At 60.7% G+C, this 12481-nt stretch carries 8 protein-coding genes; 1 reads left to right on the top strand and 7 read right to left on the bottom strand.

Going from position 1 to position 12481, the window contains the following annotated elements; translation table 11 throughout:
• Window position 1 precedes the first annotated feature (1 nt).
• From ABID19_RS32215 to ABID19_RS32205, 3 genes are read right to left on the bottom strand one after another with little or no spacing between them, the layout of a single operon-like run.
• Window positions 2-940 (bottom strand): ATP-binding protein, encoded by a 939-nt coding sequence (locus tag ABID19_RS32215; protein WP_354494687.1) that lies wholly within the window; start codon window positions 938-940, stop codon window positions 2-4.
• Entirely contained in the window at window positions 937-1452 is a 516-nt protein-coding gene (locus ABID19_RS32210; protein WP_263807012.1) for an HORMA-1 domain-containing protein, read from the bottom strand. The genes ABID19_RS32215 and ABID19_RS32210 overlap by 4 nt, the downstream gene beginning before the upstream one ends.
• A 6-nt stretch (window positions 1453-1458) precedes the next feature.
• Window positions 1459-2424: a CBASS oligonucleotide cyclase gene (locus tag ABID19_RS32205; RefSeq protein ID WP_263807011.1), complete on the bottom strand. Its 966-nt coding sequence runs from the start codon at window positions 2422-2424 to the stop codon at window positions 1459-1461.
• Between the two features lie 106 nt (window positions 2425-2530).
• Here ABID19_RS32205 and ABID19_RS32200 point away from each other — a divergent pair, with 106 nt between their 5' ends.
• Window positions 2531-3442 carry a WYL domain-containing protein gene (locus ABID19_RS32200; protein ID WP_263807009.1) on the top strand — a complete coding sequence of 304 codons (912 nt, stop codon included), beginning with the start codon at window positions 2531-2533 and terminating at the stop codon, window positions 3440-3442.
• Between the two features lie 533 nt (window positions 3443-3975).
• On the opposite strand, the gene ABID19_RS32195 is transcribed toward ABID19_RS32200, so the two are convergent.
• Genes ABID19_RS32195 through ABID19_RS32180 form a run of 4 tightly spaced genes read right to left on the bottom strand, consistent with a single transcriptional unit; the run spans window position 3976 to window position 12256 of the window.
• The gene (locus ABID19_RS32195) at window positions 3976-4842 is read right to left on the bottom strand and encodes an IS3 family transposase (RefSeq protein WP_263807008.1); all 867 of its coding nucleotides are present in this window, start codon (window positions 4840-4842) and stop codon (window positions 3976-3978) included.
• A complete protein-coding gene (locus ABID19_RS32190; protein WP_263807007.1) occupies window positions 4842-5378 on the bottom strand; it encodes a helix-turn-helix domain-containing protein in 537 nt (178 codons plus the stop codon). Before ABID19_RS32190 ends, ABID19_RS32195 begins: the two co-directional genes overlap by 1 nt.
• A gap of 45 nt (window positions 5379-5423) precedes the next feature.
• On the bottom strand, window positions 5424-7052 hold the full coding sequence (locus ABID19_RS32185; protein WP_263807006.1) for an AAA family ATPase: 1629 nt from the start codon (window positions 7050-7052) through the stop codon (window positions 5424-5426).
• Window positions 7052-12256, bottom strand: a complete 5205-nt coding sequence (locus tag ABID19_RS32180) for an ATP-binding protein (protein WP_354494684.1) — start codon at window positions 12254-12256, stop codon at window positions 7052-7054. The genes ABID19_RS32185 and ABID19_RS32180 overlap by 1 nt, the downstream gene beginning before the upstream one ends.
• Window positions 12257-12481: the final 225 nt, after the last annotated feature.

Raw genomic sequence — 12481 nt, 5'->3', positions numbered from 1 at the left:
CTCATGTCGCCTTACCGTCGCGGAAGCGCGGTGTAGCCTTCATGGCCTGAATAATCTCGATGGCGCGTTCGAACCGGACAGGCCGGTCGGGATAAGCGTCCAGGATAAGTGTCGGCAGTAAGCGCTGCGTGAGATCGGAGAAGGTGTAACCAACCGCGCCCTTTTCGCCCCCGGTCAGGTTCACGACCTGATCGATCTGCGCCTTGTTGAAACCCAGCTCGGTCAGAGGGTCTTCGATCACAGCGCGGCGCTGCTTATCGCCGGGCCTGTCAAAATCGAAAATCTCCGCCGCCCGCCGTTGTACGGCAGGGTCAATTGCCGATAGGCGGTTCGTGCAAAGGACCACGGCAACCGGCAACTGCCTCTCGGCAAGCCGATCGACGCCGCGAATGAACGCGTTAACACCGGCCCGGTCCTCGTGATGCATCTGGGCGCTTTCGCGGCTCTGCGTAACGGCATCGGCCTCGTCGACCAGGAGGATAATCCCGCCCGATGCCTTGCCCGACGAACGCTTGAGTTTCTCGGCCGCAAGAAGCGTCGCATCGAATGCAGCAGACAGCAGCTTGGTCATTTCGCCGACCTTGCCGCTTCCCCTCGTCGCGAGCGACAGGGGATAGAGCGTGACGCCGATCTTTTCCTGCCGGGCGACGGCATCGCCGACGGTTTCAGAGAGAGCGGTTTTTCCTGTGCCGACGTCACCCGCTAGAATCACCAGTGGCGGGCGTCGCTCCAAATAGTCGAGCGCGACTGACGCTCCCTTATGGTGCTTTTCCGCCCAATCGCGCGGGCCAGCGGGATTGACCAGAACGCCCAGAACCTTGGCAAGGCGCGTCTTCGCGTCATCTATGCCGACAAGCCGCGCAAGCCGCCGCGCCGCGCCCATATCGGGAAAATCGAGCCGACGGTCGAAAACGTCGTCAATTGAGATGGCGTCGCTCATATCTTCCTCACTGTGCTGCGGCCGAGACCACGACCGCCGGCGATGTAGTTGAGATCGTCGGTCCAATAGCCGGATTCGAGCGGCGGTTCGGTGCCCAACGACCGCTGAAAGGGGCAGGCGTTCTCTATCGCCTGACGTTCTGCTGCCGTCATGTTCGACCAGTTGCTGTTGTGAACGAGAAAGGACGTAAAGGTGGCACCGGCAACGTCAAGGCGCGGCCGGATCTTCCCCGGATCATCGTCCGAGACCAGGATGCCGCCCGCGAGCGCGCGGTAGCGCACGGCGGCCTCGGTCCACTTGCCGTCGCGCTTGAAGCCGTAGGTCACGGACTTAACGACGTCGTGGCGGAGATACTCGACGATCTCCTTCTCGTAGTTGTCGATCAAGGCCGTAGACGGCACGCCGTTATAAAGCGACTGGAACCGCAGCAGGTCGGTGGCAACCTTCGATGCGATGCGCCGTGCATGGGCGATCGTGAAGGTTTCGGTTTCGGTGGTGGAGTAGGAGCTCATATTGCCTCACACATTGAACGTCGGGCCAAAAATTTTCTGCCAGTAGCGCACGGTGTCGCCCTTGGTGATCGCGCGCAGCGCCGAGTCGATCGCGTCACCCGCATCAAGGGCGGCTTCGACGATCTTCTCCTTGTTCTGCCGGGTGTAGAGAGCGCTCACGTTGTTCTTGTTGTTGACGGGGTCCCAGACTCGGACCGGCGCGCCTGTCGCCGCGCAGGTCGCCGGGTTGTAGTAATCAGCAAAGGTGATGGCCGTTTCGAAGTCGTCGTTTGCTATGAAGGCGAAGATCTTCCCCAGGGCCGACGGATAGTCGCTCAACGCAAGGCCGCGGTCGGCGAGATAGGCGACTATCAGCTCGATCATGAATGACTTGAAGCGGAAATTTTCGTCCTGCTGCTTGATAAGCTGGCTCCAGAACTTCACGAACCGCACGACCTGCGCGAAATGCTTGTCATTGGCGGTTTTCCGTTTGCGGATGAATTCGAGGTGCATCGGCACGCTCGTCATCAGCTTTTCGCCCGTGTCCTGAGAGACAAGGTCACCGCGCCACTGCGGATCGCCCGCATAGAGAATGGGGACGATGTCGACTTCATTGCCCGTGGTGATGAAATTGACCCCGACGGAATAGGTCTTGCGCTTGATCTGCTCGGGTTTGAAGTTCGGAAACGCCGTTTCGAGCTTCTTGGCCAGCCAGTCGATCAGATCTGAGATTTTGTCCGGGGCCGAGTCGGAAGAAACGTAGCAGCCCACGTCGATATCGCTGATCGACTTCAGCGCCGTACCCTTGGCCAGGCTTCCCGAAAGCATCATCTTGCGCAGCGCGAAGTCGGGATGTTCTGCCAGATAGGTCTCCAGGCGGTCACGCAAGCGGTTCGCCTGAGCGCGCAAATCCGCCGCGTCATCGCGCTTCAGGTTCACCCGTTCGTCGGCAAAACGAACCAGGTCCGCGTGACTTACGTGGTCGCGGCTCATGCTACGCACTCCTCTTAATTGACGATTCTGTATGGTTGTGTTAAGTTACTATACGGATCGTGTTTAGCTGTCAATATAGTTTCTATCCCCATCGGCGAGGCTTGCAATGAATAATGAAGTGACCGGCATCCGGTGGGGCGTCGAACAGAGGCTGGAATTCATAGAATTCCGCCTGTTCTGGGAGGGGGGGGTTCGCCGCAAGGACATCATCGAAAGGTTCGGCGTGTCAGTTCCGCAGGCGTCCAAGGACTTGACGCTCTATCAAGAACGGGCGCCGGGAAATGTGGAGTACGACAAGAGCGCAAAGCGCTATGTCGCGGCGCACAATTTCAAGCCAAGGTTTTTGCAGCCCGATTCGGATGGTTATCTGTCGCGCCTGCGCTCCCTTGCGGAGGGATTGGCGAAGCCAGCGGAATCATGGATCGGCTACCGTCCCGATACTGACATTGCCCTCAGTCCGCATCGGGAGGTCGACCCCATTGGGTTGCGCGCTGTTCTCGACGCCATGCGCGAGGGGAAATCGATAGAAGTGCTTTACCAATCCATGAGCGACACCCGAACCGATCCGGTATGGCGGCGGATGTCACCCCATGCCTTCGGCTCTGACGGACTTCGTTGGCACGCCCGCGCCTATTGCCATATCGACGGAAAGTTCAAAGACTTTCTGCTGCCGCGCATTCTTGACGTGCGTTCCCCCGGACCCGGCGGAGCCAGGGGCCAGGACGACGTGCTCTGGCAAGAGCACGTCGCGGTGGAGATTACTCCGCATCCGCAGCTGACCGAAAGCCAGAAGACTGTCGTCGCGAAAGATTACGGCATGCAGGATTTCAAAGCCGTCCTGTCCGTTCGTACGGCGATGTTGTTCTACGTCTTGAAAAGACTCGGCTTGCTTCGTGATCCGGAGAATGAGAAGCCACGCGCCCAGCATATTGTTTTGCTCAACAAGGATTATGTGATGGCGGCCCAAAAGCGTGCGGAGTTTTACGATGCCGGTATCACCAGCGCTCCTCTCTCATAGTCAGGGCGGCCCGGGACCTCGGTCAGGATCACGCTCGGATCACTTGTTTCTCGGAGGCTCCCAACTCGGCCCTCCGCCACGAGGCCCGAAGGACCGAGCTACCAAAAAGCAACTTTAGATCCCACACGTCCTGTGCCGGTGTTCCTGTACGCGGAAGCACCTCAAGTTTCGCGAGAGTTCCCATCTGACCTGCGAATAGCGCAATGGTTCCAGGGTACGCCTGCCCGTCAGATCATAGCCTGGAATACTCCACTGGGTCTGCCGTTGATCGACCCTAGTCTGAGCGACATGGCCGTCGAAAAGTGCGTCAATCGAGCTGCAAGTCTTGACCAGGAAGGCGGCGGACGACCTCGGCAAATACTAGCTCTGGGCTTCGCTGGCCCTCGAGCTACTCAGCAAGCTGGCAAGCAACCCACCCTGGCTATTGCGGATTCCAGGGAACGACCGGACGGGATTCCGATCAAAATCCGGACGGCATTGGAGTGCACCCCCAGACTGAGACAAGGAAAATCGCGGACAGCTCCCGTGTTAAGCTATGCAGCCTTTTCCATCTGTCGCCCGCGTGAATGCTTCTGTTCGTATTCCTCCGGGCTGAGGTAGTCGAGCGCCGAATGCAGGCGCTGCGTATTGTAAACGGTCTCTATGAAAGCACCGATGTGCTTGCGGGCATCATCTGCATCCTTATAGGCGAGACCTTGCACCTCTTCCTGTTTCAGGGTTTTCATGAAGCTCTCCGCCTTCGCATTGTCGTAAGGATTGCCGACACGGCTCATGCTCGCCTGGATGCCGCGGCGATGCAGAAGTTCGGAGTAGGCCCCGCACGCGTATTGAACCCCCCGGTCGGAATGATGGATGAGGCTCCCGGGTACGGGCTGGCGATCAGCGATCGCTATCTCGAGAGCCCCGATGGCAAGGCTTGCTCTAAGATGCGTATCCAGCGCCCATCCGACAACCTTGCGGCTAAACGCGTCAAGGACAACGGCAAGGAAGGCAAACTCCTCGGCCAGATGCAGGAAGGTGATATCGGCAACCCATAGCTGGTTTACGCCATTGAGGATCATTCCCCTCGCGAGGTTCGGCACGACTTGCCAACCATGCCTGGAGTTGGTCGTCACAGGCGCAAAGGGTCTAGCGCGCAAGCACAGCAGATTGTCTTCACGCATGATCCGTAGAACGCATTTGTGATTGACTCGCCACCCCTCCCGCCGAAGCAGGGCTCCAATCCGGCGGTAGCCGTAGTGTGTGTTGCCGAGAGCCAGCTTCTGAATGAGATCGCGCAAACCCGTCTCGGCCCGACGCGGGGCCGAATCCAGCCAGTGACGATAATAGCTCGCGCGGCTGACACCAGCGAGCCAGCACATTCTGTCGATGTTGAATTCGCCTTGCGACAGGCCGGTCATCATCTTTTCGATGACTTTGAAGATGCCGTTTCGCCAAGAGCGCTGCTCCGACGCTGATCTTCCTCGAAGTGCCGCAAGGCTTCGCGAAAAAAATCGAGATCGAGCTGCTGCTGCCCGACCTTCTGCTCCAGTTCCCTGATCCGGCGCCTGACCCTGCTCAGTGCCTTTTCCTGAGGTGACGGCACATCGACTGCACTCTCCTGCTGTCCTGGCCGGCCGCCGCGCCGACGTGACCTCAGATTACCATGAAGCCTGAGATGATCGCGCCACTCGTAAAGTCGTTGGCGACTGATACCAACCTCATCTGCCAACTTGCTGACGGTTTCGCCCGCCTCCATGCGCCGGAGAAGCTCCAGCTTTTGGTCATCATCAATAACTCTTTGCCGTCCGGCCATACCCCAGTTTCCTCTCCTTGCGGGGAAACTGTCCGCGATTTTCCTTGTCTCAGTCTGGGGGTGCACTCCATCACTGTCCGGCTTCAGATTGGAATAGCCGTCCGGCATCACCGGAATACGCAGGCTATCGATCCAACCCATTGGCAGTCGCTCTTCGCCACTGCTGGCATCCGCGTCTGGACGGATCTAGGTTCGTCGATCGAGAACGGTCACATTCGGCAGGCCATCGCCCGCCAGGATGTCACCAAGTTCCCCGAGCAGGAGGTTGGTGTGGCCCTCGATGAGGCCTTTCTTTTCCAGACGCCAACCGCCATCGCGCAGCTTCTCCGCCATCGGACGATCGATGAGCACGTAGTCGACCGCGATGTCGGCCGGGACCAAGGTGGCGTTGAGTAGACGGTCGTTGCGTCTGAGGTTGGTGGCGTCGATCACCACGCTGTTCCCTGCGGCGAGTGCAAGTCTTGCACGTTGCCGCACCGTGTTGAACACGGCCTCCTGACCTCCGGTCATATTGTGGCTGCCATAGAGCTCTTCGCGGATCGCATCGGCGGATATCACCAGCTCGGTCGAGTAATTGGCCGCGGCATAGGAGCTCTTGCCCGCCCCGGACGGACCGACCAGCAGGACGAGGCGTTGACCGCAGCGCGGCCAATCCCAACCGACGCCGCCGGCGAAGCCCTCGGTATCCCCAAGCATCATCTGCCAGCTCCTGGATGCCCTGACGATGAGCGAAGCGTCGCCGGGCTCCATATGGGCCATCGATGTCCTCAGCGTCTTGAGGTCTCGGAGAAGGTTCGCTTCGAGCGGCGGGATCTCATCCTTCAGATGATAGAAGACGTCATTGATCTCAAGCTCGAGGGGATGGTGGTACGTTCGCTGCGTGTTGTTCTGGAAGGTCTTGGTGACAGGCAGGATCGAGGTGAGCTTGCCGAAGTACCTTTCCACGAACGCTTGGCGGATCTGTTCAATCGCGGGGAAGATGGTCGCGACGTGTGCCCGCCATACCCGTCGTGCCAAGAGCTCCCTGGAGCCCAGGAGCGCCAGAGTGTGCATGTGCGGAGCTCCGTCCATCAGGTCGACGAGCCCGTTCGACCAAGAGGGCGTTCCAAGCTTGAGTTCCAGTGCGCTGAGGAGCTGACGCGGGTCGATCTGGTCCCCTATAGGGCGTTCAGTGAGTTGAAGCGCAATCCCAGGGTCCCAGCATGCGACTTCCGCGACAGTCGCTACGGCTGCCCGCTCCGCGAGACGACCGGACCGTCCGAGCCGCGACTCGACGAAGAGGTGCATATCCGCTCGGGAGACCACGTCTCGCCATTTCACCTCGGATGAACCAAAAACCGCTTCGACCTCATCGAGAGGGAGAGTCAGCGGTGTAAGCACCCCCAGGCTGGGGGCCGAGATCCTTCCGGACCGGGTTCGCTCATTGCGGAAGGTGCGGAAGAAGAGGCTCCATTGGTTCCACTGCTCAACACCCAGCTCGTCGATGAGGAACACGGCGTTCGCAAGGGCGGCCGACTCGATGAAGTCATTGGTGGATCGGATGCTTCCGGGTGGCGCCCCAGCAGCTGCGGCCAAGGCGTGAGCAGGCGATCGGGCGCCGCTGGCGTTCCGGGCGTCTACCAGGATTGCACGAAGCCCTCGCCCCTGCTCCAAAGCAGATACGAGGGCTAGGATCAGGCCGGTTGGCCGTCGTATTGGGAAGGAGAGCCCGATCAAGCCGCCGTCGTCGGAAGCCAGCCGGTCGACGGCACGTCCTAGAAACGCTGATGGTCCTGGTAGATCCCACCAGTCCACGCTGCCCCAGTCGATGGTCACTACGAACCTCCGGCCCCGAGCAACGATCTGGCGAGCGCGTTCAAACGGTACGGTCGGCTGTCCTCGTCGCGAGCCGACCCTGCTCCCTGTGCCTCGAGCAGACCCATCATCACTCCGAAATCGACGACCTGCTGCCCCGCGAGGTTGGCACCAAGCTCCGCAACCGGTCCTTCACCTATCTCATAGGCGGTGATATCGCCCTCCGTGTATACCGCTACGGCCTTGAATATGTCGTACATCGCCCCTGCGAGGCCCAGTTCGCCCGGCAACGCTGGATCGCGGCGACGTCGAACTGCCGTATTCTCGAGCCTCGTCGCCAGGGATTTGGCGTTCACAGTTCCTCCCGTGGTGAACAATTGCTGCATCAGCCGGTTGAAACCGCCGGTTGCGGCCTGCAACGAAGCCCTGAAGTGCATCGGATCGAGATGCTCCTGATGCAGGAAATGGTCCGCTAGAGTTGTGGACCAGGTCTGCAACGGCACGATCTTCACCTCTTTGGACAGTGCTTTGCTGCTCGGGTCGCGGACCCAATCCAGGGCGTGTTCCGGTTGCCCCACGAAGATCAATCGAACCTTCCCCTCGCGGACCGATCTGGCGCGGAGTGCCCCCTCGACCCACGCGGCGTTCCATGGACTGGCGTCATGAACGACGAGAAGCGCGGCGGGCTCTCCGGGCAACGGCCCCTTGAGGTCCTTGAGCATGGCATCCATCGACTGGAACGACCGGGCCGTGACGTGCCCGGTACCGCGCTTGTCCTCCCGGGAGCTCGAGGCGGAGGAGAGGGCGCCTGTAACCATCCCGATGTCGGAGAGCGCATTGCCGAAGATCAGTGTGGCAGGGACCCTGTCCCGCAGCATGTCGTGCTCCTGACCCAAGGTGAGCGGACTCATCCCGCCCTCCTGTATGCGCATGGCCGCATTTGCTTTGAGCTTTCGGCGCATCGACCGCGGGTCGAAGACCGGTGGGGCATTGCGATCCATGAACTCGCCGAGCTTGGCCGCGATCTTGTCGTCGTTGCCAAGGAGCCGGAGGATCGTCGGCGAACGAAGCGCCCAGCGATCGGGCTGCACGCGACGCAGCACTCCCAATCCCTCCATCTCGTCGAGCAGATCCTCTGCCACCGAGAGGCGATTGGCCTCCCCGAAGGCCGCTGGCCACCAAGACGCGGCGGCGTCGCGGACCTCCACTGCGGTCATGCCTTCACCCACTCGGCCGTCCGCGGCATCGCGCAGGGCTCGCTCGGCGACGATGTTCGCGATGAGGGAGTACCGGTCCTCGATCTTGCTGATCGTGAAATCGAAGGTCTCGCCGATCTCCTTCGCTATCGTCTCGTTCTCCAGCGCCAGGCGAACGTGGTCCGACGTGATCCCGGTTATGGGCCGTCGCTTCTTCAACGTTTCCTTGACCAGTTCCCGAACCAGGCCCTCGCAGAATTTCTGCACCAGGACCGGGTAGTAGTTGCAGTAGCTGAGGATGCGCCAGACGTCCTCACGGTTCTCGAACTCATAACCCATGCCCGCCAATGGACGCTTGACCAATGCCTCGGCATCCCCAAGCTCGTCGTCCATGAGCGGCCCGATACGCTGGGGATCGGATGCGATATGCTTGAGGGGCGGGTTCTCGGTGTGCACGAGCCGCGTCACGTTGTGCAGACCCGCGAGCACGAACTTGAACCGTCGGTTCGTATCGTCCATTAGCCTTTGCAGACGAATAAACTGGACAAAATCCTTGGTTGCATCGGCCTGGATGAACCTATCGGACTCGTCCAGGAGCACCAGCACCCGCCGCTTGCTGTCCCCCGCCAGCCAGCGCCGGATCGTCTCGCTGAACCGATCGCTCTGCTCGACCGGTTTCGAGAAGATCGGCTTCAGTTCGCGGGACATCGATTCCCATATCTGCTCTTCGCCAGCATTGGTCCCGATGTCGTTGATGTTCACGTACGCCACCGCTGTGCCGGCTCCGGGGTCATCCTCCTCGGATTGCAGATGACGTAGCAGCGCGGTCTTGCCCAGGCGTCGCCCGCCGTAGACGATGCAACTGCCATGCGGCTCAAGAAGCTTTCTGCGCTCCTCGGCGCGCCCGAAGAACATCTCTCTCGGCACGGCCTGGTTGCCATAGTCGCGGTAAGGATCCGCGAAGGAGAAAGGCTGAGCCAATTCGAACAAGGTCAGTCCGCGCGATTCGGGCTCGGAAAGCGTGAAATAGACGATGGACTCGTCGATCGCGAGCAGCCGCCTTGATTTCTCCAGACTGGACAGATGCTGCTGCCGCCGACGCTCGGACGGAACCATATCGGTCACGACGAAGACTAGCCGGAGGGCTCCTGCATCGGCCTCGATGCCGGCAACCTCGCCATCGGTGGGCATCTTGGGGCCGATGCAGAAGCGATACTCTCCCCCCGTAAGACTGCCGAAGTCTGGAAGAAGTACCGAGGCGCTGTCCGGCAACAGGTCCACATGCATGTCCACGGTGTAGAACTTGCGATTGCCGCGCGGATTCGGTGACCGCAGCACGACATTCAGTCCGAAGCCTTCGAGCAACCGCACGAGGCGGCCTGCGACGTCTGCTTCTTGTCGCAACGAGGCGACCGCTCGCTTGAGCTCGTTCCACTCCTCCAGCAGGTTCACCACATCAGCGCGACGATCCGCAGCGATCCGTCCGAAGTTCAGACCGGCGAACTCGCCGCCCCCTTCGATCACTGAAAGTATGCGATCCTGCTCGGTGCGAGACATCTCCGCCAACGCATCGGGCACCTTCGGGAAGTACGCTCTGTATCGAGGGTTGGGCGAGGTGGTCTCAGGCAGCCCGCGACCGTTCTCGAGGAACTCTACGTATTCGGTCGCCGTCAAGAGATCGTCACGTTGCACCAATCCACGCACCGTCTCCAGATCACCAGCAGCGGCCGTCCTCCTGGACTCCAACACCCCCAGCCGAGCCAGCAGCTGTTCGCGGGGACGGGTGAGAAGGACGTCGACCTTGCTCTTGACGTCCGCGACTAACCCGTACGCCGCCCTGAAGTCGAGTATCTGCTCGTCGTCCTCCGTTGCTTCCGTTCGTGCCTCCAAGGGCACGATCTCGGGCAATGTCCTGGGTTCGATCCGATCCAGCAGGGAGAGAAGCGACTGCGCTTCGTCGATGGAACCGACACCTCCCATTCGTTGGACGCGGTCGACCATCAACCTTGCGTCACGAAGATCCGCCTCGAGCGAATCCCTCTTCGTCTCCTCATCTGCAAGGCGAAGTTCGGACAGGCCTTCGGGATCGAAGTCGGCAACCCCGAACGATACCGCCATTTCGATCATCATCGACGCTGCGATGTGCGACCCGACAGCCAGTCGCTTCCGGATCGCGGTATCGAAGGCAGCCCCATCGGCGGCGCCATGGATTTGGTCCGAGCCCAATCCGACGAGCGCGCTCGTGACAGTTTCTGGCGCGTACGGCGCCGGATACCAACCGCGGCCGAAGTTGAGCGCCGATACCCATAGGAGCTGCCCATGCAGAGCAACCAGATGATCGACTGGACTAGGGGTGGATTCCCCGCCGTTCAGCGTTTTTTTGAAGCTGTCGAAGGCTTCTCGTGCGAACTTGACGGCGGATGCCTCCAGAGCGGTGGCCGCTGGAAACTGCGCGAGCGCGCCATCCAGGGTATCGACCGCGTCGGTGATGCCGGACCTCGCCTTCTGAATATTGGCCCTCATGCCTTTCATCACTGGCGCAGCGTCGGCGGAATCGACGTATTCCGCGCAGAGTTGCGCCAGCGACTGGATGAGGCCGACGAGCTTCTCTCTGGCGATGCCATCGATGCCTGTGAGCTTGTATGTTGCGACCCGCTTCTCCGTCTCCTCGAGGAGGTGGATGACAGAGCTACGGTCGTTGTACTGGGCAGCGAACTTTCGGGCGGCGTCCAATGCCGACTGCCCGCCTCGTTCGACCCGCGCCCCAAGGTTGCCTAAGGCGCCATCACGGTTGGTAAGGGCACCACGAAGCTTGTTCCCCAACTGGAACTTGTAGCGCTTGGCCCCGAATTCCTCTAAGGCATGCTTGATCTTGTCAGCAAGGATGCGCGTGTACTCGTCGTCCTGTGCATCCTCGCGCGCCAGCCGAAGCAGGGAAGGACTGAGCGAGATCCCGGATCTGAGCGGAGCTGCCAAGGCCTCCCTCAGCCCATGGACTGCTTTCCCAAGGCCCGGCCCCACCTGACGCAGGGATTCAAGGGCGGCCTTGGCGTCGGACTCCCCATGGAAGATCGCGAATGGTGCGAGTGAAGCCAGTCCCATGATCCGCCTCGCCGTGGTCGTTGATTGCTCGTCATCGAGGCTCTCGAACACCAGCGCGGCCTCGGTCATCAGATCGTGGACCACGGAGCTGCCCTGGTGGGCAGAGTGGTTGAAGCGGCCCGCGAAGGCAGCAAGCTTCAATTCCGGCAGGGAAACGGCGAAATCCTGGTGCAGGCCAGCTCGACGCGCCGCCTCGGACAAGTGGAATGCAAGCCCGAACCTCTGTGTGACGACGAATTCCTCGAATCGTTCTTCGAGCTTCGCCACCATCGGATCCGGACCGGATGCCAATGCATCTTCGCCCTCGTCCGGCTCGGTTGCGAACCGATCGAGGACGAGATCGGCATCCTCGACGGGCGTGAATTCATCCAGCTCATTGGAGGAATCCCAATCGCGCTTCGAAGAGATTTCGCCGACATCGTCCAGCGGTGTCGAGAAGGTCTCGTCGGCTTCCGGCGCGTCCGCTGCGAGAGAAGGCGGCTCGTCCGACGCGGGCGGTTCGGCTGAATCAACCGAAGCCTCGAACTGCCTGTCCCCGGAGGGCCGCGGGACCGGCGCCAATCGCTGCAGCACCTCGATCACGGAGGCGATCACGCTACGACCCGCTTCGATCGCTTGTATCCTCAGAGCGGAGGCTTCGTCCAGTCGAGTCATCAGCATTTGCCGGAGGATGCGTTGCGCCTTGTCGATCTTCTCCCGCGCAGCGCTCCCAATTTCCTCCGCCGACGCAAGCGTCTCTTCGATCGAGGCCGCTGCTTCAAGATCGATCGTCGCGCTGAAGGACCCGGTCGGAACGCTACCGAAATCCTCGTTCTCGACCCCGGCATCGACTAGAACTGCCTTGGCGTGTTCGAGTATCGCTTGGGAGCGTTCCAACAAGGCTTGAGCGGACACAGCCTTTCTTTTTGGACGCATCGTATCGAACAAGCGCCTGCCGCGCGGCTTCGAGCTGCTCCTCGATCTTGGCTAGGACGCCTTCGTCGGGCCCCGCGTCGGGGTCGGCAAATCGTAGGATGCTGCCCATGGCGCTGCGCCAAGCGGCTTCATCGTCGATCGACGTCGTCCCATCGGGTGCGTCGGACGCCATATCAATTTCCGTTCCCATGTCCAAGGCAGGTGCTGAATGGCCAACTGCATTGGTACCAATCATGG

This window comes from Mesorhizobium robiniae (assembly GCF_040545535.1).
Lineage (GTDB): Bacteria > Pseudomonadota > Alphaproteobacteria > Rhizobiales > Rhizobiaceae > Mesorhizobium > Mesorhizobium robiniae.
This window is presented reverse-complemented; position numbering and strand designations above follow the sequence as displayed.